The organism is Thalassospira sp. A40-3 (assembly GCF_015871485.1).
In the GTDB taxonomy this organism is placed as follows: Bacteria; Pseudomonadota; Alphaproteobacteria; order Rhodospirillales; family Thalassospiraceae; genus Thalassospira; species Thalassospira tepidiphila.
In genome coordinates this window covers 4,263,249-4,288,711 of the sequence record NZ_CP065428.1, presented here as the reverse complement: position 1 = coordinate 4,288,711, position 25,463 = coordinate 4,263,249, and the positions used below count along the sequence as shown (strand labels likewise).

Below are 25,463 nucleotides of genomic sequence, written 5' to 3'. Positions count from 1 at the left end.
TTGATATCAGAGTAACAAGGTCAGAGACGATATGTGGCGACGCAAGCGCGTTTTGGTAACCGGTGGCGCAGGTTTTCTTGGTTCTCATTTGTGCGAACGCCTGCTTGAAGAAGGCAATGACGTTCTGTGCGTCGACAATTTTTTCACCGGCACCAAGGACAACATTGTCCATCTTCTCGATAAACCGCATTTCGAGCTGATGCGCCACGATGTTACCTTCCCGCTCTATCTCGAAGTCGACGAGATTTACAACCTTGCGTGCCCGGCTTCGCCGATCCATTACCAGCACGATCCGGTCCAGACGACCAAAACCAGTGTGCATGGTGCGATCAACATGCTGGGTCTCGCCAAGCGCGTTGGCGCCAAGATTTTCCAGGCCTCGACCAGCGAAGTTTATGGCGATCCTGAAGTCCATCCGCAGACCGAAGATTACCGCGGCAATGTCAATCCGATCGGCCCGCGCGCCTGTTATGACGAAGGCAAGCGCTGTGCTGAAACGCTGTTCTTTGATTACCACCGCCAACACGGCCTGGATATCAAGGTTGCCCGTATCTTCAACACCTATGGCCCGCGCATGCACCCGCAGGACGGCCGCGTGGTATCGAACTTCATCATTCAGGCGCTGCATGGCGAAGACATCACCATTTATGGCGACGGCCAGCAAACCCGATCCTTCTGCTTCTATACTGACCTTATCGAGGGCTTTGTCCGTCTGATGGCAACCGACAAAACGGTTACCGGACCGATGAACCTTGGCAACCCATATGAGATCACCATTCGTGAGTTGGCAGAGCGCGTCATTGAGATGACCGGCGCCAAATCAAAGCTGATCTTCAAAGACCTTCCGGCCGATGATCCGCTGCAGCGCAAGCCCGACATTACCTTTGCGCGAAACACACTTGATGGCTGGGAACCGAATGTAAGCCTTGAAGATGGCCTCGGTTCGACAATTGAGTATTTCCGCAATCTGATTGCGAAACACGGCTAATACGACGACTTCTTTTGGATTTGGACGCGTGATGGATATCAAAGCCTTTTTCGATGCCGAGTTTGACGAGCATCTTGATCTGGTCAACAAGACCCGTGAGGCCACCCGCGATGCCTTTATCGAACTGGTCGAGATTTGCACCGACGCCCTAAATGACGGCAACAAGCTGCTGTTTTTCGGCAATGGCGGGTCGGCCGCGGACGCGCAGCATATCGCAACCGAATTCACGGTTCGCTACATCAATGATCGTCGGGCGCTTCCGGCGATTGCGCTGACCACTGACAGCTCGGCCTTGACCGCGATCGGCAACGATTTCGGGTTTGATCACCTGTTTTCACGCCAGATCGAGGCGCTTGGCAATCCGGATGACGTTGCGATTGGCATCTCAACATCCGGCAGCAGCAAGAACGTAAATCTCGGTCTGGCCAAGGCCAAGGAAATGGGCCTGATTGCGACCGGCTGGACTGGCAAGACCGGTGGTGACATGGTTGATCTGTGTGATCCACTGATGATCGTGCCGAGCAACACCACAGCCCGCATCCAGGAAATGCATATCCAAATTGGCCAGATGCTGGTCGGTGCGCTTGAACATACGCTCGGCCTGACGAAGAAATAACCGGCGGCCCAGAAAATCCGCCTGAATACTCTGACAGCATAAAGAATTGCGACCATGACCGATCTTAGCCATCTGGCCCGACAGGTTGAACAACTGATCGATGCCAAAGTCCTTTGCATTGGCGATGTCATGCTTGACCGGTTTGTCTATGGTTCGGTCACCCGCATCTCGCCAGAGGCGCCTATCCCCGTCATCCGGGTTGAGCGCGAAAGCGCCATGCTTGGGGGTGCCGGTAACGTCACGCGCAACGCAACAGCCCTGGGCGCATCGGTTCAGTTCCTGTCGCTTGTTGGCGATGATCTGCCCGGCCGCGAAGTTATGGAATATGTCGCCGCTGACAAGGGTGTTGAGCCCTATATCCAGACCGAGCGCAACCGTCCGACAACGATCAAAACCCGCTATATCGCGGGCGGGCAGCAATTGTTGCGATCTGACAATGAAACCACCAGCGCCATTGCACCAGCATCGATTAGCAATCTTTCGACACTCGCAGGTCAGCTGGCAGGGGATGTTGCAGCGATCATTCTGTCTGACTATGGCAAGGGTGTCTTGCATGCCGATGTCGTTGCAGCCGCGATCAAGGCCGCACGCGCAGCCGGAAAACCCGTCATCGTCGATCCAAAGGGCAATGATTACAGCATCTATCGTGGTGCCACGGTGGTGACGCCGAACCGCGCAGAGGCCGAAGCGGCAACCGGCATTGCCATAAACAGCGACGAAGATGCCATCGCCGCCGCGGCCAAGATCATTACCGAATGCGGGGTCGAGAATGTCCTGCTTACCCGCAGTCAGGATGGCATGACGCTTGTCACCAAGGATGGCGAGGCTTTGCATCTGCCAACCGAAGCCCGCGAAGTATTCGACGTTTCGGGTGCCGGAGATACGGTTGTCGCCTGCCTCGCATCCGCCGTTGCAGCGGGATCCAGCTTGGCTGACGCGGCACGCATTGCCAATGTTGCCGCCGGGATCGTGGTTGGCAAGATCGGGACTGCGGTTGTTTATCCGGACGAGCTGATTTCCACCCTGCATCATCATGATTTGATGATCGGTGAAGCCAAACTGATGCCGCTTGACCGCATGGTCGATCGCGCAGAACGCTGGCGGCGCAAGGGATACACGGTCGGTTTCACCAATGGTTGTTTTGATCTGTTGCATCCAGGCCACCTCAGCCTGCTCAAACAGGCACGGGCAAATTGTGACCGGCTTATTGTCGGACTGAATTCCGATGCATCTGTCAAACGCCTTAAGGGCGAAGCCCGCCCGGTCCAGTCCGAGGCCGCACGTGCAGCCGTGTTAGGGTCGCTTGAAACCGTTAGTGGCGTGGTGATTTTTGGCGAAGACACCCCGATTGAACTGATCAAGGCGATCAAACCGGACATTCTGGTCAAGGGGGCGGATTACACCATCGACAAGGTAGTCGGGGCCGAAATCGTCCATGGCTATGGCGGCAAGGTGGTTCTGGCCAACCTTGAAGATGGCTTTTCCACCACATCGACCATCGCACGGATGAACAAGGGCAACCACTAAGCGTCTGAATTAAAGCGGACTTTCTTTTTCCGGCCAAGGCGCAATCACCAGATCCGGCCATGTCTTTTGCCAACGCCCAACCTTGACCTCATAGACCTCTTTGACCGGTAAAACCGCGTTCGGGATCACCCGACCTTCCATGACAGCAGCAAGGCCAAACGGCCCATAAATGCGATAGGCATCTATTCCGCTTTTGCCCGCATCCTTGCGCACGCCAATGGCAGTTGTCTGGTAGGCAAAGCGATCAATGCCATCACTGGCAGCAGTCACAGTACCGTAAGGTACACCGAATTTTTCCAGATACCAGATCGGTACACGCGCCTGATTGCGGATTTCAACGGAAACCGGGATATCAGCAAACAGTTCAGCACCTTGGACAATAACTTGATCTTCCGCCTGCCATGACGTATCGGGATCGAAATAAAAAAGATCATAGTCGGCAATATCGGAACCCGGGGCGCGATTGGCCTTGATGTTCCAGATCGTCTGCGCAAGGCATCCGGCGGTCAGCCACCAGTCTTTAATCCCGAATGCTGAAAACCGGTTGAGAATGATTTGGTTGGTGCGGTTTTGCAGGACAAGTTCAAGAAATTCGCGGCCCAACGGAATATCATTGGCACGCTGCCCGGCACTCATAGCCCGACCCAAAGAACTTTAAGAACAATCGGCCATGCCGCATTGATCAGGCATGAGGTCGTGAAAAGTCTCAGCGCGCGGTCGATATCAACAGCGGTCAGATCGGAACGACCGTTGCCAATATAAGGATCATCAACCATTTCACTGCCATACTGGCGCGGCCCGGCAAGGGCGATTTCAAGCGCGCCAGCGAAGGCTGCTTCCTGCCAACCGGCATTGGGCGATTTGTGCTTTTTCGCATCCGACACCATGGTCTGCCAGGCAGCTTTGCCACTTGTTTTCTTACCGATTACGGCGGCAAGGCAAATCACACCGCCAGCAATCCGTGCGGGGATAAAGTTCGCCACATCGTCAAGTCGCGCGGCGAACCTGCCGAAATAAAGATAGCGTTCGTTGCGATGACCAATCATCGAATCAAGTGTGTTGATCGCCTTGTAGGCACAAATGCCAATCGGCCCGCCAACTACATACCAGAACAGTGGGGCGACCACCCCGTCAGAAAAGTTTTCAGCACAGCTTTCGATGGCTGCCCGGCTGACGCCTGCTTCATCAAGCGTTTCGGGGTTGCGCCCGACGATCATCGAAACTGCCTTGCGGCCACCAGCGATGCCCTCTTTCTTAAGCGCGTTTGAAACGGCCTTTACGTGTTGATAAAGGCCTTTTTGAGCAATCAGAACCGCCACCAAAAGGACTTCGGGCGCTCTGAAAACGTCGCCAAGTGATGAGACAAACTGCACAGCACCACCGAAAGCCGCGGCGACCACAATCACCATCAGACTGGTCATAGCACCGCGCAAAAGGCGGTCCGGGTTACTGCGATCTGTGCGGTTCAGGCGCTTTTCGAACCACGCAATCAGATTGCCAATCCACACCACCGGGTGCCCGATCCGGCTAAACAGCCACGGGAAGTCACCAAACACCGCATCCAGCAGCAGTGCCAGCACCAGCATTGAAAAAAGCGGCCCGAAAAACGCAGGTTCCGGGATCAGAAAATCGGTGAATGTCGGTTCCATCGCGGCAATGTGCGCGGTGATCGCCAACCCGTCAATCAGAATGACATGGTGAATGCGCGAACCAAATTGATACCGCACAATTTGCCATCGGGTTTTCGCTTTGATAAAGAAATTTCATACGAATTTATATTTTATCATAACTTATGTTGGTCAATCCTGTTTGCCCGGCAGTGCGTAACGCAAAACACCGCAACCTGATCACCCGCCAGAACCGAAGGACAGAGCCCGCCCACAACATATTCGATACCAGACCATAACCGGCCCACAATAAGTAGTATTTTCATCACCCAAGCCCCTTGTGCACCCTGTTGGCGTAGCTGCCGCTTGCATTCCGCAAGCCAATCGGTGAAAACGGGGGTGGCATCGGGTACCGCATGGCAACAATGTCATGTGAAGAACACCATCAAAGAGAGACAAAGGAGCAGCCTTTTATGTCCCCCAAAGGCGCAGTAATGATTTGCGGTCATGGTTCGCGCGACGAACGCGCGGTTTCACAGTTCAACGCCATGGTTGAAGCTATGAAACAGACCCATCTGGCCGACTACGATGTCGAAAGCGGCTTTCTCGAATTTGCCCACCCGATCCTGCGTGATGGTTTTGAAAAGCTCAAAGCCATGGGCCACAAGAAAATCTACGCCCTTCCAGGTATGCTGTTTGCCGCCGGTCACGTCAAAAACGACCTGCCGAGCGAAGTGAACAATTTCGCCCATGAAAATCCCGATATCGAAGTGCTTTTCGGCCGCGATCTTGCCATTGATCCCAAGCTTCTGATGGCGGCAAAGGAACGTATCGAAGAAGCCCTTGCAGGGGCTGATGACAGCGTAGATCGCAAAGACACCCTGTTGATGGTAGTCGGGCGCGGCACCAATGACCCGGACGCCAATTCCAATGTCTATAAGGTTGCCCGTATGCTTCAGGAAGGCATGGGCTTTGGCCGTACCGAAATCAGCTATTCCGGTGTTGCGCATCCGCGCGTCAATGCGGGCCTGCGCGAAGCGATGAAACTGGGATACAAGCGCGTTGTCGTTTTCCCGTACTTCCTGTTTGCCGGCATTTTGATTGACCGCATCTATAGCCATACCGACGAAGTCGCGGCGGAATTTGGTGATGTCGAGTTTATCAAGGCAGGCTACCTCAAGGACCACCCGATGGTTCTTGAAAGCTTTGCCGAACGTCTGACCGAGATTGATAACGGCGACAACAACATGAACTGCCAGCTGTGCAAGTATCGTGAGCAGATCATCGGTTATGAAGGCGATGTCGGAACCCCACAGGTCGGACACCATCACCATGTGATGGGCATTGGCACCGATGGACACAGCCATGATCATGGCCATCACCACCATGGTCACGGCCACGGGCATCACCACAACCATGATCACGGTCATAGCCATGGCCACAGCCATGATCACGGGCACAGCCATTCCCATGATCACGACGACGCGAAGAAATCGACCGGTTCCTGACCGGTCGACCCCCATCCTCTGAAAGGCGCGGCAATGTTTGACTATCTGCGTGACCCGCAGGAAATCTATGCCAAAAGCTTTGCCACCATTGAGGCCGAGGCGAACCTTGCGCGCTTTTCAGACGCTGAGCGGCCGGTTGCCATTCGTATCATTCATGCCTGCGGCATGGTCGAAATGGCCGATCAGATCGCCTTTGGCGGTAATGTGGTGAATGCTGCCACAGCGGCATTAAGTCGCGGAAAACCGATCCTGTGTGATGCGGAAATGGTCCGTCATGGCATCATTTCCCGGCTTCTGCCCAATCAGAACCCGGTTCTTTGCACGCTCAATGATGGCAGTACCCACGATCTTGCCGCCCGAATGGAAACCACACGATCTGCCGCCGCGGTTGAAGCCTGGGCCGATCATATCGAAGGCGCAATAATTGCCATCGGCAATGCGCCAACCGCCCTTTTCCATTTGCTTGAAGCGATCCATGACGGACGATTGAATAAGCCAGCGGCCATTGTCGGCATGCCAGTCGGCTTTGTCGGGGCGGCTGAAAGCAAGGATGCCCTGATTAAACATGCCAATGGCATTCCCTTTGTCACGCTGCGCGGTCGATTTGGCGGCAGTGCGGTAACGGCCGCCACGATCAACGCCCTAGCGCGTCTGGCGCGCGATGACGAAACGACACCTGATGGAACCTTTGACCGCAAATCCGGGGGTGCATCATGAACGAACAGGCACCGATCAAGGGACGGATCACGGTCATTGGCATTGGTGAAGATGGTTATGACGGCCTGTCACCAATCGCACGCAGCATCCTTGAAAATGCCAGCATCATTTTTGGCGGTACACGCCATATCGCCATGCTGCCCGGTTCCAACACCGCAACCCAGAACAAATGGATTACGCCGTTTGAGGCCAACCTGCCGCTGATCGAAGATTGCATTGATCAGAACCCGGTCGTGCTGGCCAGCGGTGATCCGATGTATTTTGGTGTGGGCAACACGCTGATTAAATATTTCGGACCCGAACCAATATATGCAATCCCGGCGCCATCAAGCATTTCTCTGGCCGCATCGAGACTTGGCTGGCCACTGGCCGAGTGTGATGTGATTACACTGCATGGCCGTGATCCGGAAACATTGCGCGCCCATTTGCGCCCGCATGGCAAACTGATCGCACTCAGTGCAGACGGCTCGACCCCAGCCCTTGTCGCCGTCATGCTGTGCGAGGCAGGTTTTGATCAAAGCCGCATGTCGGTTTGCGAGCGGCTTGGCGGCCCCGAAGAGCGCATTACCACACAAACCGCGCGCACCTGGCAATCCACCGCCACCTCGATGCCCGATATCAAATCGGTCGACCCGCTTAATCTGATCATGATCGATCTTGAAGCCGGGCCAAACGCCAAACCGCTGCCCAAGGGACCGGGACTGCCCGATGATGCCTTTATCCATGATGGCATGATCACAAAATCGGAAATCCGCACGCAGACGCTGTCATCCCTGGCGCCGTTTGACGGCGGTGTTTTGTGGGATCTGGGTGCCGGGTGCGGGTCGATTTCGATTGAATGGAAACGCATGGGCGGTCGGGCTGTTGCGATTGAACGCGACGGCGAACGCTGCGCGATGATCAAAAAGAATGCCATTCGACTTGGCGTCCCGACCCTTGCGATTGAACAGAAATCCATTGAAGAAGCACTGAGTTTCGCCGATCGCCTACCTAAACCCGATGCGATTTTCATCGGCGGGGGCATTACGATTGATGGGTTGCTTGAAAGCTGCTGGAATCTGTTGCCGCCGCACGGGCGGCTGGTCGCCAACACGGTGACGCTTGAAGGCGAAGAAAAATTATTACGGTTTTACAATAAAAACGGTGGCAGCTTGTCGCGCCTGTCGATTTCACGACTGGTGCCGCGCGGCAGCTTCAAGGGCTGGAGCAACCTTGCCCCGGTCACCCATTACCTCGGAGTAAAAGCATGAGTGCGGAATTTCCCGCAAGCGATAGCCTTCCGGTTGCCGGAACGGCCTATGGCCTTGGCATTGGACCGGGCGAGCCTGACTTGATCACGCTTAAGGCCTATAACATCCTGCAAAAGGCCGATGTGATCGCCTATCCCGCCCTTGAAGATGGCGTCAGCCTGGCACGTCAGATCGTTGATCCACACATCCCAGAAGGTCGGATTGAAATCGCCATTCGCATTGAAATGGGCAAACCGGCCGATCCGATCTATGACGCGGCTGCCATCGAAATCGGCAAGCATCTGGCAGATGGCAAAACCGTTGCCGTTCTGTGCGAGGGTGACCCGTTCTTTTATGGCAGCTTCATGTATCTGTTTGGCCGTTTGGCCGAGGCAGGCCACCCAGTCAAAACCGTTCCCGGTGTCAGCTCAATGATGGCCTGCGCCGCCCAGCTTGGAGCACCATTGGCCGCGAAAAACGACGTGTTGCAAGTCATCCCGGGACCGCTTGATGCCGACCGCCTGCGCGAACAGCTGGCCAAAACCGATGCGGCCGCCATCATCAAGCTTGGTCGTCATTTCGCCAAGGTTCGCGGTGTGATCAACGAACTCGGCCTGACGGATCGGGCGCGCTATATCGAACGTGCGACGCTTGAGACCCAAAAAATGGTCCCGCTGGGCAATTTGCCAGCCAACGCCAAGGCACCGTATTTTTCCATGATCCTGATCCACCGTCGCGGAGACGCATGGCGATGACCGCCCAGAACACCCAGAATAAAACCGCATTGCCGACTGCACCAATTGCCCCGATTGCGGTCATCTGCCTGACACAGCGCGCCCTTCCGACCGCACGTAAAATTGCATCCAGCCTGCAGGGTGCATCGGTGCATGGCCTGCGCACACGCGTGTCGGTCAAGGATGTTGATGTCGCCTTTGATGATACCATTGCGCATCTGCAACAAACCTTTTCATCCGATCATGTCATCATTGGTGTCTGCGCGTCAGGCATTCTGATCCGCGCACTCGCACCGCTTTTGGCGGGTAAATGGCAGGACGCCGCCGTGCTTGCCGTTGACGAAGCCGGTGATAACTTCATCCCGCTTTTGGGCGGGCATCATGGTGGGAACCGACTGGCGCGCGATCTGGCTGATCGTCTTGGTGGCAATGCCGCTATCACCACGCCGGGCGATGCGATGCTGGGCCTTGCGCTTGATGAGCCGCCAGTTGGCTGGACACTTGGCACGCCCGAAACCGTCAAACCCGCCACAGCGGCCCTTTTGGCTGGTGCCTCTGCCCGGATTGAGGTTGAGGCAGGCTCGGCTGCGTGGTTGACCAATAGTGCTATTGCCCAGTCCGAAGATGGCAGCATCCTGATCACCGCCACCGCCCGCGAGGGTGCCAATGAAGATACGATCAGCGATGGCGCTGAAACCGCGATCACCTATCACCCGCCGGTCCTGGCACTTGGTGTCGGCTGTGAGCGCGGCTGCCCGGCCGATGATCTGTATGATCTGGTGATGGAAACACTGGCTGGTCAGTGCCTGAGCCCGAAGGCGATTGCCTGCGTGGCCTCGATCGATCTGAAGGCCGATGAGGCCGCAGTCCACGAACTTGCCAAACGTCTGGGCGTTCCGGCCCGGTTCTTTGATGCCCAAACCCTTGAGGCCGAGGCAGACCGTCTGGTAACACCATCAGACGTCGTATTTGCCGAGACCGGCTGCCATGGTGTCGCCGAGGGTGCAGCACTGGCCACGGTCGGTCCGAACGGCAAGCTGATTGTTCCCAAACACAAAACCAAAAAATCCACCTGTGCCGTCGCCCTTTCACAGGATGACATCATCCCCGAGAAAGTCGGCACTGCGCAGGGCAGGCTTTCGATTGTTGGCATCGGTCCGGGCCAGATCGGCTGGCGCAGCCCCGAGGCAACCGCCCTGATCGGTCGCGCAACCGATATCGTCGGCTATCAGATGTATCTTGATCTGCTTGGCCCGCTGATTGACGGCAAGGATTGCCATCATTCCGATCTTGGCGCCGAAGAAGCCCGTGCGCGCCACGCGCTTGAACTGGCCGCGACCGGTAAGGACGTTGCCCTGATCGGGTCGGGGGATGCCGGCATCTATGCGCTGGCAACGCTGGTGTTTGAGCTGTTGGATCGTGAAGATCGTGCGGACTGGAACCGGGTCGCGGTTCAGGTATCACCCGGTATTTCCGCGCTTCAGGCGGCGGCATCACGCATTGGCGCGCCACTTGGTCATGATTTCTGTGCGATTTCGCTTTCTGACCTTTTGACACCGCGCGAAGACATCCTGCGCCGTCTGAAATCAGCAGCCGAAGGCGATTTCGTGATTGCGTTCTATAACCCGGTTTCCAAACGCCGCCGCGATCTTCTGGCCAAGGCGCGTGATATCCTGCTTGAACACCGCAATGAAAACACCCCGGTGGTTCTGGGCCGTCAGCTTGGCCGCCCGGATGAGGAAATCACAGTCGTTCCACTTTCGAAACTAGAAGTCGACATGGTTGATATGCTGACCACGGTTCTGGTCGGATCAAGCAATAGCCGCCACATCACCCGCGGCGAGAACGAATGGGTCTATACCCCGCGCGGCTACGCCAAAAAGGGCCCGGATGCGGCAAAGGCCCCAGTTCTAAGCACATCTTTTCACAGCAGCACTGACACTTCCAAAAACGACACTTCCAAGAAAGGCGGGGCAGAATAATGACTGTTCATTTCATTGGCGCCGGTCCTGGCGCCCCGGACCTGATCACTGTGCGCGGCCTGCGCCTGATCGAAAAATGCCCGGTCTGCCTTTATGCCGGATCGCTGGTGCCCGAAGAAATCGTGACTGCGGCCCCGGAAGGCGCGCATGTAGTAGATACCGCCCCGATGAACCTTGATGAAATCATGGCCGAGATCGAAGCCGCCCACGCCAAGGGACAGGATGTTGCCCGCGTGCATTCCGGTGATCCGTCAATTTATGGCGCGATTGCCGAACAGATCCGCCGTCTTGATGATCTTGAGATTCCCTATGACATCACGCCGGGCGTTTCGGCCTACGCAGCGACGGCTGCTGAAATTGGCGCGGAATTGACCCTGCCCGATATTTCGCAGACCGTGATCCTGACCCGAACCGCCATGCGGTCGTCCAGCATGCCGGACGGCGAGAGCCTTGCTGAACTTGGCAAGTCGCGTGCGACGCTGGCCGTGCATCTGTCGATCAACAATCTGGCCAACGTGGTGCGTGATCTGACCCCGCATTACGGCGAAGACTGCCCGGTTGTGATTGCCTATCGCGTGACCTGGCCCGACCAGCAATTCATTTTTGGCACCCTTGGCGATATCCGGGCCAAGGTCAAAGGCAGTGGTATCACGCGCACGGCGCTGATCATGGTGGGTGAGGTTTTCGGTCGGAAAGATTTTACCGACTCTAGACTTTATGCCGCCGATCACACGCACGTTCTGCGCCCGGCAAAAGCATGATCTGATCGGGCGGACTTCGTGTCCGCCCGTTTTTTGTACAAACCCTCTGATCAGCAAGTTTATTTTTTCGGCAGAACAGCAATTTGCTGAAAAATATGTCATTTCAACTGTGAACATCCTTGACCGCCCCCTGTCCGGCACCCTTTAATCAAAGGGAAATAAAGGGGAGAATGCATGTTCAACGAGATGAGTGTTGACGACCAAATTCGCGAACCTTATCGCGCCTTGGTTGACTGGATGGAAGCAAGCGGCCCCGAGGTTCTCGAACAAAAGCGCCTTGAAGCTGAAACGCTGTTCCGCAAGATCGGCATTACATTTGCTGTTTACGGCGAGGGCGGAGATCCCGAGCGGCTTATTCCCTTTGATCTGATTCCCCGTATCTTCACATCGCAGGAATGGCGCAAGCTTGATCGTGGCGTCAAACAGCGTGCCCGGGCGCTGAACGCGTTTCTCTATGACGTTTACCATAATGCTGAAATCATCAAGGCGGGTATCGTCCCGGCCGATCTGGTGTTTCGCAACGATGCGTTCGAACCGGCCGTAATCGGCATTGATCCGCCGCGCAATGTCTATAGCCACATTGTGGGTGTCGATATCGTGCGCACCGGTCCTGACGATTTTTATGTTCTCGAAGACAACTGCCGCACGCCATCTGGCGTGTCCTACATGCTTGAGAACCGCGAAATCATGATGCGCATGTTCCCCGATCTGTTCAAAAGCCTTCGGATTGAGCCGGTCGAAAGCTATCCGGACATGTTGCTGAAAACGCTAAAAAGCATCGCACCGCGCAAATGCGACCGCGACCCCAATATCGTCGTCCTGACGCCGGGTGCGATGAACAGTGCCTATTATGAACATTCCTTCCTTGCCGATCAGATGGGTGTCGAACTGGTCGAAGGTCAGGACCTGTTTGTTCACCAAGACCGGGTCTTTATGCGCACCACACGCGGACCAGCACAGGTGGATGTGATTTATCGCCGCATTGATGACGCCTATATCGATCCGCTGTGCTTCAGACCGGACTCGGTTCTGGGCATTCCCGGGCTAATGAATGTGTATCGCTCAGGCGGTGTTGCCATCTGCTCGGCCCCGGGTGCCGGGGTGGCCGATGACAAGGCGGTTTATACCTATGTGCCTGACATGATCCGCTTCTATCTGGGTCAGGAACCGATCCTTAATAACGTTCCGACCTGGAAATGCGGCAAGCCGGATGATCTGAAATACGTCCTCGAGCATCTGGGCGAACTGGTGGTCAAGGAAGTCCACGGGTCAGGTGGCTATGGCATGCTGGTCGGGCCGGCATCAACCAAGGAAGAACAGGCCGCCTACGCCAAACGGATCGAAGCCGATCCCGGTGATTTCATCGCCCAACCGACCCTGTCGCTTTCAGCCTGCCCGACCTTCGTTGAAAGCGGCGTTGCGCCGCGTCATGTCGATTTCCGGCCCTTCTGTCTTGTTGGCGATGACGTGCGCCTGACACCGGGCGGGTTGACTCGTGTGGCGCTGCGTGAAGGCTCACTTGTCGTGAACTCGTCGCAGGGCGGCGGGGTCAAGGACACCTGGATCATGAGCGATTAAAAGGAAAGGGTTGAGAGATGCTTAGTCGTACCGCCGAAAACCTTTTCTGGTTGTCGAGATATGTCGAACGGGCCGAAAACATGGCCCGCCTGATGGAAATGGGCTATCGCATGGCCCTGATGCCGGCTGCTGCAAGCGGCAACCGGTCGGAATGGGAGTCTGTCCTTTCTGCATCCGGATGTGCCGCGGGATATGATCCCGATGCGCCGTTGCGCCAGGAAGAGGTCGCCAATTTCCTGATCTTTAACCGCGACAACCACTCATCGATCATCAATTGCTTTGAGTATGCGCGCGCCAATGCACGCGCCATGCGTACAGCCATTACCGCAGAAATGTGGGAGGCGCTCAATAATGCGCTGATGGAACTGCGGCGCCCGTCGATGCACAATATGGCGAAGAACGAACTGCCGGAATTCATTGACTGGGTCAAAAAGCAGGGCGCGCTGTTCCGCGGGGCCACCGATTCCACCATCTTGCGCAATGACGGTTATGACTTCATCCGTCTGGGCACCTTTATCGAACGCGCAGACAACACCGCACGACTTCTGGACGTCAAATATTATGTCCTTCTGCCGGAAACCAGCATGGTCGGCGATGGTGTCGATAACTATCAATGGACAACGGTTTTGCGTGCAGCATCTTCGCTCCGCGCATTCCACTGGGTCTATCGTGATGATTATTCACCACATCGCATCGCGCACTTCCTGATCCTTAATCCGTTCAGTCCGCGATCGCTTGCCCACTGTTCCGAACAGATTACCCAGCATCTTGAAAGGCTTGCCCGCCATTATGGTCAACGCCACAGCGTTCATCGCCAGGCGGTCGAGATGTATTCCTTGCTGACGCAAAGTGACATGGACGAGATTTTTTCAGGCGGGTTGCACGAATTCCTGACCGACTTCCAGGGACGCAACCGTATCCTGTCGCTTGCCATTGCTGACGCATATCATTTTGGGGGACAGTAAGATGCGCTTGACCGTCGAACACAAGACCCATTACCGCTATGAGTATCCGGCCTATCACGCGGTGCAGAGCCTCAAACTGACGCCCGCTGAGTTCGAAGGCCAAAAGATCCTGAGATGGTCGATCACAGCCGAAGGCTGCAACATCGGTGCAGAATTTACCGATGGCAATGGCGATATCATCAGCACCCTGACATCAAACGGCCCGGTCGAGGCGATTGAAATCGTCGTCACCGGTGAGGTCGAAACCACTGATACCGCAGGCGTTTTGCGCGGCCACAAGGAACGCGCCTTTCCGGCCGTATTCCTGCGCACGACGCCCATGACCAAATCCAGTGCCGCCATTCGCAAGCTTGCCGACAAGGTCGCAAAGAAAACCAAGGACGGTACGGTGTTGGAACTTGCGCACGGTCTTGCCGCGGCGGTCGCCGATGCCATTGAATATGCGCCGGGTACAACCCATGTGCACACAACGGCTGCCGATGCGATTGCTGATGGCAAGGGTGTTTGCCAGGATCATGCCCATGTGCTGATCTCGGCGGCACGCCATCTTGGCATTCCGGCCCGCTATGTATCGGGATATCTGTTTGCCGATCATGAAGGCAAACCGCATGAGGCATCCCATGCATGGGCGGAGTTACATCTGCCAGAGTTCGGCTGGGTCGGGTTTGATCCGGCCAACAAGTGCTGCCCGACGGATAGTTATATCCGGCTTGGATCAGGACTTGATGGTCAGGTCGCCACCCCGATCCGGGGCGTACATACTGGTGGCGGAAACGAAGATTTGGATGTAACAGTCGTCATTGCGCAGTCACAACAATAGTCGGACTACAAAAAGATGACCTACTGTGTCGGGTTGATGCTGAACGAAGGGCTGGTTTTCCTTTCGGACACGCGGACCAATGCGGGCCTTGATAACATTTCACGTTATCGCAAGATGTTCACCTGGGAAGTCCCCGGGGAACGCGCGATTGTCGCACTTTCAGCCGGCAACCTTGCCATTACCCAGGCGGTGATGAGCACCTTGCACGAGGCCATCGACGATCCCGAAACCGAGCCGGGTAACTGCATCCTGAGCGCACCAAGCATGTTCCGCGTCGCCGAACTGGTTGGCGAAGCCATGCAGAAAGTGCAGCTGAAATACCATGACACCCTTGAACAGCATCATGAAAGCAGCGCTGCGTCGATCATGATTGGCGGACAGCGTAAGGGCGGTGATCAACGCCTGTTTCTGGTCTATGCCGCGGGTAATTTCATCGAAGCCACATCCGATACGCCTTACCTTCAGATCGGCGAACACAAATACGGCAAACCGATCCTTGATCGGGTGATCACGCCCGACACACCAATTCAGGACGGGGTCAAAGCGGTATTGCTGTCGATGGATTCGACGCTTCGCTCCAACCTGTCGGTCGGTATGCCACTTGATCTGGCTGTTTTGCCTGATGACGCTTGCAAATTTTCTGAGATCCGTCGGATCGAGGCCGAGGACAGGGGCTTCCGCGCACTGTCTGACGCCTGGTCGAACGCGCTTCGCGATGCCTTTGCCGACATGCCCGACGAACATTGCGATATCGCCGCAGAATAGGCACGATAACCACGAATACCCAAAGCCGGACCCAACAAATGGTCCGGCTTTTTGTTTGTGGATGTGCCGATCTTATCGGTGGCGATGAAGCGATCCTTCAACCCGGGCCAGATGGCTGTGATGACTGTGATGGCGATGGGTCAGAAGCCGATAGACCCAAACCTTGATACAGCCCGCCACCACAAACCAGCACAGCGCATATCCCCAAACCACCAGCGCATGGTACCAGCCAATCGGTGGCACAAACCAGCCATAGACAGCCGCCAGCGTGCCAATGATCTGGGTGACCTCGGTTGCGAGAAACAGCTTCATGCTAGGATAGGGTTTTTGCCAGAAGAATCCTTTGTGCCGGGTAAGATAAATCGTCAGATGCCCCGCCACCAGAAGCTTGAGGAACACCAGTGTCTGGACTTCTTCCGGCGGCAAGTGCAGCAACGTTTCCGACACCCAAAGCAAGGCAAAGGATGATGTCACCCCGGTAGCACCCAAAAGGGATGCCATGGTGAGCGTATTACCCATGTTCCATCGCACCGGGTGTTCGGCAACCTCGGCATTGTCGTAGGCAATCATCATGATCGGGAAATCATTAAGCAACGCCAGCAACACGATCATCACCGCCGTGACCGGGTAGAAATCAAACACCAGAATTGAAATCGTCATGAACAACAAAACCCGGATCGTCTCGGAAATCCGGAAAGTGGCGTAACTGCCCATACGTTCGAAAATACGCCGCGATTCTTCAATCGCGCTGGTAATCACCGAAATGCCCGGCGCGGTCAGAACAAGGTCGGCCGCCGCCCGCGCCGCATCGGTGGCATTTGAAACAGCAATACCAATATCGGCCTGTTTCAGGGCAGGGGCATCATTCACCCCGTCACCGGTCATGCCGACAATATGGCCGCGGTCCTGAAACTGGCGGACAATCGCGTATTTATGTTCAGGAAAGACGCGGGCAAAGCCATCTGCCTGCTCGATCATTACCTGATCAAGTGCCTGATTGTTGCGATCAAACACGGCATCTGCGGGCAGGATGTTTTGCCCCAATCCAAGCTGGCCGGCGACTTCGCGGCCAATCGCCTCGTGATCGCCGGTGATCATGCGGATATCAACACCCTTGTGGCGCAGTTCCGCAATGGTTGATGCCGCGTCCTCACGCGGTGGATCAAACAGCGGCAGCAACCCCAGAAACTGCCAATTGCCGTCTTTATCGGTGCGCGCGACACCAAGCGCACGGTAACCGTGCTCTGCCATGGTTTTGATCGCATCCATCACCGCACGATAAGCGGCGACACTTTCGATATCCGATATCTCATCCTCACACAGCAAAGCCAGAACCGCCTGCGGCGCCCCCTTGGCAACCATGATGGTCTGGCCATGCTGCGTAACCTCCGCCTCGGCCCGTTTGCGTACCGGATCAAACTGCCGGAAACTGGTGATGTCATAGCCATCAAGCTTTGCGCGATTGCCAAGGATGGCAAAAACCGCACTATCAATCGGGTCGTGGCTATCGGCCTCTGATGCCAGTGCGGCGGTGCGGATCAGATCGCTTTCATCCTTGGCATCAATCAGGACCGGGGTTCCGACGGTTAAATGGTTTTGCGTCAATGTCCCGGTCTTGTCAGAACACAGGATATCCATCCCGGCCAGTTCCTCGATCGAGACAAGGCGCGATACAATCGCCTTCATCCGCGCCAGTTTTTCGGCCCCGACCGCCAGTGTCACCGAAAGAACAGCTGGCAAGGCCACCGGAATTGCCGCCACCGCCAGGATCAAGGCAAACAGCAAGGTTTCCATCAACGGATCACCACGATGCAAGGCAACCGTCATGATCAACGCAATCAGGCCCAACGTGATCAGGATCAGGAAGTTGCCAATGCGCAGAACCGCGCGCTGAAAATGCGATTGTTTGCCAGCACCTTTGACCAGACTTGCCGTCCGGCCAAGATAGGTCGCCATGCCTGTCGCGGTGACCATTGCGGTCATCTGCCCCTGCCGGGCAATGGCGCCGGAATAGACCTCATCCCCGATTTTCTTATCAATCGCTAGCGACTCACCGGTCAGGGCAGACTGATCGACACGCAAATAGTCGCCCGCCAACAGTTTGGTATCGGCGGGAATGATATCGCCAAGCTTGATGCGGATAATGTCACCCGGCACCAGTTCACGGGCCGGAAGATCCGACCAAGCACCATCGCGCAACACGCGTGCATCCGGCGCAAGGCGCTGTTTGAGCGCAGCAATGGCGTTGTCTGCCTTGAATTCTTGCCAGAACCCGACCCCGGCATTGAGCAACAGCATCACGATGATGATCGCAAAGTCCGACCAATGCTGCACAACAGCCGAAAGGATGGCGGCAACTTCGATCATCCACGGGATCGGCCCCCAAAAGAACGACAGAAGCTTTTTAAGCGCGCTGGTTTGATCATCGCGAAGGCGGTTTTCACCGAACTGTTCGGTGCGACGCCTTGCTTCGTCTGTTCCAAGTCCAGTGTTTGGATCTGTGCGAAGCAATGAGCGGTCAATTTCGGGAAAATCACGCTTGGCCGTCTGTTCCATCATGATGGTGCCCTCCGAGCCACAATTAGCGATACCGGAAACTCCAATACTTCTAGAGTATATTGCACCGCACAACATTGTTGCACATCAATCAGGTCGACAAATCAGTTGTCACAAATTATCTATAAAACATGACAAAGAGCACCACAGACACCACGGTCGCGGGCCGCATTACCCGGGCGCTGGCCGAACGGATTATTTCGGGCGAATTCGCACCGGGCATGAAACTGCGCCAGGACCACTTCGCCGAGGAATTCGGCGCAAGTCACGTTCCGGTGCGCGAGGCGTTTCGTCGGCTGGAGGCACAAGGCCTTGCGGTCAGCGAACCACGGCGTGGTGTTCGAGTTGCCAGCTTTGATGTTGCCGAGGTACGCGAAGTTGCTGAGATGCGGGCGTCCCTCGAAGTTCTGGCACTTCGCCAAGCTGCCCCGCATTTGACACCTGAAATTCTTGATGTGGCAGAGGCCCATAATCGCGCAGGCGAAAATGCCACTGATGTCCAAGGCTGGGAACAGGCCAACAGGGCGTTTCACCGTGTCATCCTGGAACCTTGTGGCATGCCTCGGTTGCTTGCGACGATTGATGATCTGCATGCCGCCAGTGCGCGATTTTTATTTTCGGGCTTTCGCATGGAATGGGAAGCCCCGACCGATCAGGACCACCGCGCGATCCTTGCCGCGCTCAGAAGCAATCAGATTGATGTTGCCGCCGCCACCCTTGCCCGGCATGTGAAATGGATCGGCAATAAATCCGGCAAAGCAGCACGCCCGCAAACCACTGCCTGACGACACTTCCCCGAAATCATATGTTCGCCATGTATGCCCGGTTTTCGACCCCAAAGGGAAGGAACGACGCACGAAAAGCGCCGATTCAGGACGACACGCACAGAAAATGCGCGTCTCAGCCATCCCTATCGTACTTACGGTGCGATTTCATAGATAATATTTATAATTTAAAATCAATAATTTAGAGTGGAATGCAGTGAATTCAGCGAAGAATCACCCCTTTCCTTCGATTTTGCAGTTGATTTCAGCACTCGATCCCGGCGTAATTATCATAGAAAACGTCGTTTTATAGATAATTTTAATTCAAGGCGTGCCATAGGGGATCAGTGATTACCTGTCGTGCCGGGTGATCAGTATCGAAACGGATGCTCGAAATCACATCGCACCGTGATCCTGCTCTGCCAGAAAGGCGTTTTCGGCAAGCCTTGTCGGGTTCAACCCCCGAACCCGTGCCGCCCGCACGGGTTTAATTGGCGAAGCTCTCTATCCGTGGGGGCTTCGCCACTTTTCTTTCGTGATGTCGGGCGGGTTTTTGGCCAGCGGGGCGCCAGCAGCGCAGTGGCTTAGTTCGCCTCTGCAGTCTCGCGCGGCTGATAGATGAAGCCGTGGGCTGGATACATGCTGCCGAATGTGCCAAGCGTGTTCATCATCCGCACTTCGGACCAGTCATTGTTGGGGGATACATCAACAACCGGCTGGCGATAATGCACCTTGCCGCGGGTACGCGAATCGCTGCCCCAATTGGCATGGTTTACAAGGATCTTGCGGCTATCAAGTATGGCTGAAACCACCGCTACGTGGCCCAGTTTCAGGCGCGATGTCTTGCGAAGCGCAAGAACGGCACCGATTTGCGGGCGGTTACCGCGCTGGAAATTTTTCTGCCCAGCCTGCGCCCACCATGTCCAGGCATCTCCATAAATCTCGATACCCGATACTTCGCGGGCATAGGGCACGCATTGCAGGAACTTGTTGGTCGGGGCGAAACTGTTCAGGCGTGAGGACGGCAGATTGACGCTGGCAAGGGTCTGAACCGTGTCACTTGGCATCGGGCCGGACGCACGTGGTGCCGAATTACCAGTGCTAAAACACGCCGAAAGCAACAAACACAGTCCGACAATACCAAGCAAACGCATCTGGAAATCCCCGATCCTCTCACAATGAGCCACCATAGGTCGGCAGGCCTTAACAATCCTTTACCGCAATGCACCCGAACGCGCCAGCGCCCCGATGCGATAAAGCCGCCAAAGCCCGACACAGGCCGCACACAGGATCAAAACGCCAGAACCACGCGCCGTATACTGAATGTCACCGGCCTCTGAAATCGCGCCAAGAAGCGTCCCGCCCAGCGCCATGCCACCAAAGCTGGTCGCACTCCAGAAACTCATCACCCGACCCCGCAGGCGATTATCAACCGTCAGCTGCAAGGCCGTTTGTGATCCCACCCCGACAAGGGTCAGACCGCCCCCCGTCAGGGCGACCAACGGCACAGCAAGCTCGTACCACGGCGCAAAACCAAGGCCAGTCATGCCAATCGCGGCGGCAAACGCACCAATAATCGTGACCCTTTGATAGGCAATGGCATCTGATGAAATCCGCGACAGGATAAAGGTCGATGTCACCGCCCCAATTCCCGCACTCGATGCCAGCATGCCAAGTCCCGTAACCCCGCGGTCATAAACCGCCTCGGCAAAGACCGGCATCAGTTCAACCATGCCGGTCCCGACCAGCGAGACAAAGCAGGACAGCGCAAGGACCGATCGGATCATCGGATGATTGAGCGCATAATTTGCCCCATCGACAAGCGATGTCCAGATACGACGGCTTTTGGCATCGGGCGCGCGTTCCATGTGAATGGTCACCACCGAAATGACAAACACCATCGGAAGATAACTGATCGCGTTGATCATAAAGGCCGCCCCTGTGCCCCAGGTGGCAATCACCACCCCACCAACCGCAGGTCCGACCAGACGAGAGATATTGAAATTCATCGCCGCATAGGCGACCGCGCGGTTCATGAAGGCACGCGGTACAATCACCGGCACCAGCGACAACCGGATCGGCGTCATCGCACTGCCAAGAATCCCCATCGATCCGGCAAGTGCGACCATCCACGGTAACGTCATCATGTCGGCATAGGACAATCCCATCAAAAGAAAGGATACCGCCGCCTGCCCAAGATTAAGCAGCATGGCCGTACGCCGTAAATCGACCCGATCGGCCATCACGCCGAAAATAGGCCCAAGGAAAAACGCCGGGGCAAAATTAAGCGCGGCAATCACCCCGGTCCAGAAGGCCGATCCGGTCAAAGACCATGCCAGCCACGACATGGCGATTTTCTGAATCCACAATCCTTGTGTCGTGATGCATTGCCCGACAAGAAACAGCACAAAATTCCGATCGGAAAAAATCGATCTTTGTCCGCCATCCTGATCAGAGGTGAGCACAGAATCAGGATTGTTTTGGTCCGAGCCTTTGGATGGATCTGGGGCAGGGTCGGGAACGGGCACAAGGCCTCCAATCATGGGTGGGCGATCACAAACCGGGGTTGCGGTCATCATATGGGTGGCAGAGGATATGACCGGCCCGGATTTGATGGAAACCAGCGGGCAGACTAGCACGCCGATGTTTCATTATACGAAAGACGTGCCGTTCTGACACCAATTCGTGACAAATCGAAGATTGCACGCCTTCTAAAACCGGGGATTGCAACACATATCTATCTTAACCGACACGTTATAAAAAACTGATAGAATCGTCCAAGAAACCAACGCCTTATACTGGGTTAGACCTCCGGCCGGGATATTTCCACGCATGGTTCAGACATTCCGCGATATCGAACGTGAAAAGTTCGCCATCAATCCGAAGACCTGCGAATGGACCCTTCGCGCGATGACCGCTTTGCGGGCCAATATCGATATCAACATCAAGATGCACGGGCCGCGCGACCATTTGTCGCAGGGCGACATTTTCATGTTCAATCACTTCGCCCGGTTTGAAACCTTTATCCCGCAATACCTGATCGCGCTCGAAACCGGGGTCTATTGCCGGTCGATCGCATCGGGCGAGTTTTTTGTCCAGGACAATACCTTTTCACGCTATCTCCGGGCGCTTGGCGGGGTTCCCAATAACTATGAACGCCTGTTGCCGTTTCTGGCCGAGGAAGTCCTGCGTGGTGGCAAGGTCGTTGTCTTTCCCGAGGGCGGCATGGTCAAGGATCGCCGGGTTCTGACCGACATACGGCCACACCCCAAACGCCCTGATTACAGCGTCTATTCCAGATCGGCAGATACCAGACGCGCCCACCATACCGGTGCGGCCTTGCTTGGGCTTTGCATTGATGGCTTCAAGATCGGCCTATCAACCCTGATTGATCGGGGCAAAACCGACGAACTCAGCCGTTGGGCCGACCTTCTGGAACGCAGTGAAGATGACCTGAGCACAAGCCTTGCCAAGCCAACCTTGATGTTTCCGGCCAACATTACCTTCCATCCGCTGCGCGTTGATCAGAACCTTCTGGCACGCGCAGCTGACATGTTTACCGGCGGTCTCAGCCCCAAAATGGCCGAGGAAATGATCATCGAAGGCAACCTGATGTTCAAGAAGACCGATATGGACATCCGGTTGGGCGATCCGGTCAATCCGCGCGATCAGTTTAATTGGCTGGACCGCAGGCTGCTTGCCAAGCGGGTTGAGCAGGCCACCTGCATTGATGATCTGTTCAAGCCGGCCAAGACCCTTGAAAAGATCACCGAACGCGTCCCGCAATTTGCCATCACCCGACATATCAAGCCGCTGCGCGATCATTGCATGTCGGTGATGTATTCCAATCTGACGATCAATGTCAGCCACCTGGCATCGCGCCTGATCATGATGTGGCTTGAGGATGGCGTAACCGAAGTTGATATAAGCCACTTTGACAGAACACTTTATCTGGCGATCAAGAATATCCAGCAGGCCGAAAACGTCCATTTGCATCGCGGCATGCGCAATCCCGCCGACTATGTCGGTATCTTTGAGCTCAATTGTCCGCAAATCCGCTTCTTTATCGATAGTGCGGTTCAGCTTGGCCTGATTGAACGTCGCGATCAGAAATATTGCTTCCTGCCAAAATTACAGGCCGAGGCGACGTTTGATCAGATCCGCATGGACAACCCGATCATGGTCTATGCCAACGAAATGGCCCCGATCCATGCCGCTTGGCAGGCCCTTGAACGCGCGCGGATCGAGGTCGACCACCTAAGCCCCACCGACATCGCCCATCGCCGTTTTGATGATGAAATTCTGGCTTGGCAGTGGAACCACACCAAGTTCCAGAAACCGAAATATGACGCAATCAACGCCCAGGAAACCGCAACGGCTGACAGCCGCCCCTATTTGCTGCTGCCCAACGGACAAAAGCAGTTTGCCTGTGGCGTATTGCTTGTGCATGGCTTTTTGGCATCCCCGGCGGAGCTTCGCGAACTGGGCGAAAAATTTGCTGCCATGGGTCATGCGGTGATGGGGGTTCGTCTTGCCGGGCACGGCACATCACCCCATGAGTTGCAAAAACGCAAATGGACCGATTGGCTGGCATCCGTGCGCCGTGGCTATGAAATCCTGGCCCCGTTTTGCGATCAGGTGATCATTGTCGGATTTTCAACCGGAGGCGCCCTGTCGGCCATTCATGCCGCTGATCATCCTGAAAAACTGCGGGCACTTGTCCTTGCCGGAACGCCGCTTAAATTCCGTAACCGCAATCTGATGTTTGTGCCACTGCTTTATGGTGCGAACAAACTGATGGGATGGATGCCATCCGCGCAGGAACTGCTCAGTTTCCGGCCCAACGAATCTGAGCATCCCGAAATCAATTATCGCAACATTCCGATCGGCGGATTGCATCAGTTGCGCCAGACCGTGGCCGAGATGCAGCGGCGCCTGCCGGATCTCGATTGCCCAACCCTGATCCTGCAGGGTGATGGCGACAAGGTCGTCGATCCGGCCAGCGCAACCATGATCCGGCGTCTGGCAACCAATGCCAGCGACATTAACGTCCAGATGCTGAAATCCGATCGTCACGGCATTGTTAACGAAGACATCGACGGCGCACATGACCGGATTATCGCCTTTGTGCAAAGCCACTGCGACCTGCAGGACGCTCATACAGAAGCCATCCCCGCAGAGTGATACTGCGCTCTGTTTTTCTTGACGAAAAATCTGACGTATCATAGTTTGGATCCATGGATACAAACTTGATCACAACGGCACTTCGCGAAGAGATCGAAGCTGGTAGCTTGCCCCCCGGCACGGTGCTTAAGCAGGAAAATCTCGCCGCGCGCTTTGGCGTAAGTCGCCAGCCGATTCGCCACGCCCTGGAACGGCTTCACGAATCCGGTTTGCTCGAAAAACGCCCGGATAGAAGTCTTGCCGTCACTGGACTGCGCAGCAAAGACGTGCAGGAGCTTTGTCAGATTCGCATTTCGCTTGAGGTCAGCGCACTTGAGCTGTCTGCACCTAACCTCAGCCCATCAGCACTGCGTAAGGCGCGTCGCCTGAACGAAGATCTGTTTGAAGAAGAAGATCGCGACATGCTGGCAGCGCTTGATCAGGAATTCCATACAACCCTGTACGGCGCATGCGGCAATCAAAGGCTGCTGTCGATGATCGATGGATTTCGTGGAGAGGCCAAACGTGCCTACGCCCTGCAGCCCAAGGGGTCACGACCGCGAAGCGCGTTCTATGAAGAACATCAAAAGATCCTCGCCGCGCTTGAGGCCGGGGACATTGCGACCGCGCGCAAGGTTTTGACCACCCATATCGGCGTCACCGCCGGAACACTGATCCCGATTGATCAGTCCTGAAGTTCAAGGAGCCCCACCATGAGCAGTTTTGGCGCAGAAGTGATCTGGAAGCGCAAGGAAAGCGAAGTTTTCACCGATCGCCGATATTCGCGTGGTCATGTCTGGCGCTTTGATGGCGGGGTCGAAGTCCCGGCATCCTCATCCCCGCATGTGGTACCCCTGCCGTATTCGTTGGCAGAAAATGTCGACCCGGAAGAAGCCTTTGTTGCAGCCCTTTCAAGCTGCCACATGCTGTTTTTCCTGCATTTCGCATCCGATGCGGGGCTTTTGATTGACGCCTATGTCGATGACGCCACCGGCATCATGGAAACGGTCTATGGCAAGACCATGATCACAAAGGTCACCCTAAAGCCAAAGGTCACCTATGGTGGCACTGCCCCTGATGTTGCGCTTGAGGATGAGCTGCATCACCGCGCCCACGAAGCTTGTTTTTTGGCCAATTCGGTCAAAACCGAAGTCGTGACCGAGCCGGTCCGGTAAAACCCAAT

General features: G+C 55.7%; 22 protein-coding genes. 17 read left to right on the top strand and 5 right to left on the bottom strand.

The window, feature by feature from the left end; genetic code table 11:
- Positions 1–31 precede the first annotated feature (31 nt).
- From IT893_RS19850 to rfaE1, 3 genes are read left to right on the top strand one after another with little or no spacing between them, the layout of a single operon-like run.
- A complete protein-coding gene (locus IT893_RS19850) occupies positions 32–988 on the top strand; it encodes a UDP-glucuronic acid decarboxylase family protein (RefSeq protein ID WP_197146399.1) in 957 nt (318 codons plus the stop codon).
- 31 nt (positions 989–1,019) lie between these two features.
- Complete coding sequence (locus IT893_RS19845; protein ID WP_197147761.1) at positions 1,020–1,604, top strand: D-sedoheptulose 7-phosphate isomerase; 585 nt, start codon at positions 1,020–1,022, stop codon at positions 1,602–1,604.
- A gap of 54 nt (positions 1,605–1,658) precedes the next feature.
- Positions 1,659–3,131 (top strand): D-glycero-beta-D-manno-heptose-7-phosphate kinase, encoded by a 1,473-nt coding sequence (gene rfaE1 / locus IT893_RS19840; RefSeq protein WP_197146398.1) that lies wholly within the window; start codon positions 1,659–1,661, stop codon positions 3,129–3,131.
- Between the two features lie 9 nt (positions 3,132–3,140).
- Here the strand turns inward: rfaE1 and IT893_RS19835 are convergent, their stop codons facing one another.
- The gene (locus IT893_RS19835) at positions 3,141–3,767 is read right to left on the bottom strand and encodes a nucleotidyltransferase family protein (protein WP_197146397.1); all 627 of its coding nucleotides are present in this window, start codon (positions 3,765–3,767) and stop codon (positions 3,141–3,143) included.
- A complete protein-coding gene (gene cbiB / locus IT893_RS19830) occupies positions 3,764–4,858 on the bottom strand; it encodes an adenosylcobinamide-phosphate synthase CbiB (protein ID WP_245227759.1) in 1,095 nt (364 codons plus the stop codon). Before cbiB ends, IT893_RS19835 begins: the two co-directional genes overlap by 4 nt.
- A gap of 353 nt (positions 4,859–5,211) precedes the next feature.
- On the opposite strand from cbiB, the gene IT893_RS19825 reads away from it, so the two are divergent.
- The 10 genes from IT893_RS19825 (at position 5,212) to IT893_RS19780 (ending at position 15,797) form a co-directional block, all read left to right on the top strand.
- Positions 5,212–6,246 carry a sirohydrochlorin chelatase gene (locus tag IT893_RS19825; protein WP_197146396.1) on the top strand — a complete coding sequence of 345 codons (1,035 nt, stop codon included), beginning with the start codon at positions 5,212–5,214 and terminating at the stop codon, positions 6,244–6,246.
- Between the two features lie 33 nt (positions 6,247–6,279).
- On the top strand, positions 6,280–6,963 hold the full coding sequence (locus tag IT893_RS19820; RefSeq protein ID WP_197146395.1) for a precorrin-8X methylmutase: 684 nt from the start codon (positions 6,280–6,282) through the stop codon (positions 6,961–6,963).
- Entirely contained in the window at positions 6,960–8,213 is a 1,254-nt protein-coding gene (cbiE, locus tag IT893_RS19815; RefSeq protein ID WP_197146394.1) for a precorrin-6y C5,15-methyltransferase (decarboxylating) subunit CbiE, read from the top strand. Before IT893_RS19820 ends, cbiE begins: the two co-directional genes overlap by 4 nt.
- A complete protein-coding gene (gene cobI / locus IT893_RS19810; RefSeq protein ID WP_197146393.1) occupies positions 8,210–8,947 on the top strand; it encodes a precorrin-2 C(20)-methyltransferase in 738 nt (245 codons plus the stop codon). The genes cbiE and cobI overlap by 4 nt, the downstream gene beginning before the upstream one ends.
- Positions 8,944–10,908, top strand: a complete 1,965-nt coding sequence (gene cobJ / locus IT893_RS19805; protein ID WP_336231821.1) for a precorrin-3B C(17)-methyltransferase — start codon at positions 8,944–8,946, stop codon at positions 10,906–10,908. The genes cobI and cobJ overlap by 4 nt, the downstream gene beginning before the upstream one ends.
- Positions 10,908–11,669: a precorrin-4 C(11)-methyltransferase gene (gene cobM / locus IT893_RS19800; protein ID WP_197146391.1), complete on the top strand. Its 762-nt coding sequence runs from the start codon at positions 10,908–10,910 to the stop codon at positions 11,667–11,669. The genes cobJ and cobM overlap by 1 nt, the downstream gene beginning before the upstream one ends.
- A gap of 174 nt (positions 11,670–11,843) precedes the next feature.
- The gene (locus IT893_RS19795) at positions 11,844–13,247 is read left to right on the top strand and encodes a circularly permuted type 2 ATP-grasp protein (RefSeq protein WP_197146390.1); all 1,404 of its coding nucleotides are present in this window, start codon (positions 11,844–11,846) and stop codon (positions 13,245–13,247) included.
- A 17-nt stretch (positions 13,248–13,264) separates the two neighbouring features.
- Positions 13,265–14,212 carry an alpha-E domain-containing protein gene (locus IT893_RS19790; RefSeq protein WP_197146389.1) on the top strand — a complete coding sequence of 316 codons (948 nt, stop codon included), beginning with the start codon at positions 13,265–13,267 and terminating at the stop codon, positions 14,210–14,212.
- Position 14,213: 1 nt separating this feature from the next.
- Complete coding sequence (locus IT893_RS19785; RefSeq protein ID WP_063086062.1) at positions 14,214–15,032, top strand: transglutaminase family protein; 819 nt, start codon at positions 14,214–14,216, stop codon at positions 15,030–15,032.
- A gap of 15 nt (positions 15,033–15,047) precedes the next feature.
- Positions 15,048–15,797: a proteasome-type protease gene (locus tag IT893_RS19780; RefSeq protein ID WP_008888894.1), complete on the top strand. Its 750-nt coding sequence runs from the start codon at positions 15,048–15,050 to the stop codon at positions 15,795–15,797.
- Positions 15,798–15,869: 72 nt separating this feature from the next.
- On the opposite strand, the gene IT893_RS19775 is transcribed toward IT893_RS19780, so the two are convergent.
- Complete coding sequence (locus tag IT893_RS19775) at positions 15,870–18,356, bottom strand: plasma-membrane proton-efflux P-type ATPase (RefSeq protein WP_252724016.1); 2,487 nt, start codon at positions 18,354–18,356, stop codon at positions 15,870–15,872.
- 128 nt (positions 18,357–18,484) lie between these two features.
- Here IT893_RS19775 and IT893_RS19770 point away from each other — a divergent pair, with 128 nt between their 5' ends.
- Complete coding sequence (locus IT893_RS19770; RefSeq protein ID WP_197146388.1) at positions 18,485–19,138, top strand: GntR family transcriptional regulator; 654 nt, start codon at positions 18,485–18,487, stop codon at positions 19,136–19,138.
- 563 nt (positions 19,139–19,701) lie between these two features.
- Here IT893_RS19770 and IT893_RS19765 read toward each other — a convergent pair.
- On the bottom strand, positions 19,702–20,271 hold the full coding sequence (locus tag IT893_RS19765) for a CHAP domain-containing protein (RefSeq protein WP_063086066.1): 570 nt from the start codon (positions 20,269–20,271) through the stop codon (positions 19,702–19,704).
- A 60-nt stretch (positions 20,272–20,331) separates the two neighbouring features.
- Complete coding sequence (locus IT893_RS19760; RefSeq protein ID WP_252724015.1) at positions 20,332–21,582, bottom strand: MFS transporter; 1,251 nt, start codon at positions 21,580–21,582, stop codon at positions 20,332–20,334.
- 367 nt (positions 21,583–21,949) lie between these two features.
- On the opposite strand from IT893_RS19760, the gene IT893_RS19755 reads away from it, so the two are divergent.
- The 3 genes from IT893_RS19755 to IT893_RS19745 all read left to right on the top strand — a co-directional run bounded on the left by IT893_RS19755 (position 21,950) and on the right by IT893_RS19745 (position 25,455).
- Complete coding sequence (locus IT893_RS19755; RefSeq protein ID WP_197146386.1) at positions 21,950–24,301, top strand: alpha/beta fold hydrolase; 2,352 nt, start codon at positions 21,950–21,952, stop codon at positions 24,299–24,301.
- Between the two features lie 65 nt (positions 24,302–24,366).
- The gene (locus tag IT893_RS19750) at positions 24,367–24,975 is read left to right on the top strand and encodes a GntR family transcriptional regulator (RefSeq protein ID WP_252724014.1); all 609 of its coding nucleotides are present in this window, start codon (positions 24,367–24,369) and stop codon (positions 24,973–24,975) included.
- 18 nt (positions 24,976–24,993) lie between these two features.
- Complete coding sequence (locus tag IT893_RS19745) at positions 24,994–25,455, top strand: OsmC family protein (RefSeq protein ID WP_197146384.1); 462 nt, start codon at positions 24,994–24,996, stop codon at positions 25,453–25,455.
- Positions 25,456–25,463: the final 8 nt, after the last annotated feature.

What these genes read in the sequence shown, in the direction of transcription:
- IT893_RS19775 (WP_252724016.1), bottom strand. Translation starts at nt 18,356, where the DNA reads ATGATGGAACAGACGGCCAAGCGTGATTTTCCCGAAATTGACCGCTCA.
- cobI (WP_197146393.1), top strand. Translation starts at nt 8,210, where the DNA reads ATGAGTGCGGAATTTCCCGCAAGCGATAGCCTTCCGGTTGCCGGAACG.
- IT893_RS19780 (WP_008888894.1), top strand. Translation starts at nt 15,048, where the DNA reads ATGACCTACTGTGTCGGGTTGATGCTGAACGAAGGGCTGGTTTTCCTT.
- IT893_RS19790 (WP_197146389.1), top strand. Translation starts at nt 13,265, where the DNA reads ATGCTTAGTCGTACCGCCGAAAACCTTTTCTGGTTGTCGAGATATGTC.
- IT893_RS19820 (WP_197146395.1), top strand. Translation starts at nt 6,280, where the DNA reads ATGTTTGACTATCTGCGTGACCCGCAGGAAATCTATGCCAAAAGCTTT.
- IT893_RS19755 (WP_197146386.1), top strand. Translation starts at nt 21,950, where the DNA reads ATGGTTCAGACATTCCGCGATATCGAACGTGAAAAGTTCGCCATCAAT.
- IT893_RS19785 (WP_063086062.1), top strand. Translation starts at nt 14,214, where the DNA reads ATGCGCTTGACCGTCGAACACAAGACCCATTACCGCTATGAGTATCCG.
- IT893_RS19850 (WP_197146399.1), top strand. Translation starts at nt 32, where the DNA reads ATGTGGCGACGCAAGCGCGTTTTGGTAACCGGTGGCGCAGGTTTTCTT.
- cobJ (WP_336231821.1), top strand. Translation starts at nt 8,944, where the DNA reads ATGACCGCCCAGAACACCCAGAATAAAACCGCATTGCCGACTGCACCA.
- IT893_RS19795 (WP_197146390.1), top strand. Translation starts at nt 11,844, where the DNA reads ATGTTCAACGAGATGAGTGTTGACGACCAAATTCGCGAACCTTATCGC.
- rfaE1 (WP_197146398.1), top strand. Translation starts at nt 1,659, where the DNA reads ATGACCGATCTTAGCCATCTGGCCCGACAGGTTGAACAACTGATCGAT.
- IT893_RS19835 (WP_197146397.1), bottom strand. Translation starts at nt 3,767, where the DNA reads ATGAGTGCCGGGCAGCGTGCCAATGATATTCCGTTGGGCCGCGAATTT.
- IT893_RS19825 (WP_197146396.1), top strand. Translation starts at nt 5,212, where the DNA reads ATGTCCCCCAAAGGCGCAGTAATGATTTGCGGTCATGGTTCGCGCGAC.
- cobM (WP_197146391.1), top strand. Translation starts at nt 10,908, where the DNA reads ATGACTGTTCATTTCATTGGCGCCGGTCCTGGCGCCCCGGACCTGATC.
- IT893_RS19770 (WP_197146388.1), top strand. Translation starts at nt 18,485, where the DNA reads ATGACAAAGAGCACCACAGACACCACGGTCGCGGGCCGCATTACCCGG.
- IT893_RS19765 (WP_063086066.1), bottom strand. Translation starts at nt 20,271, where the DNA reads ATGCGTTTGCTTGGTATTGTCGGACTGTGTTTGTTGCTTTCGGCGTGT.
- cbiE (WP_197146394.1), top strand. Translation starts at nt 6,960, where the DNA reads ATGAACGAACAGGCACCGATCAAGGGACGGATCACGGTCATTGGCATT.
- IT893_RS19745 (WP_197146384.1), top strand. Translation starts at nt 24,994, where the DNA reads ATGAGCAGTTTTGGCGCAGAAGTGATCTGGAAGCGCAAGGAAAGCGAA.
- IT893_RS19845 (WP_197147761.1), top strand. Translation starts at nt 1,020, where the DNA reads ATGGATATCAAAGCCTTTTTCGATGCCGAGTTTGACGAGCATCTTGAT.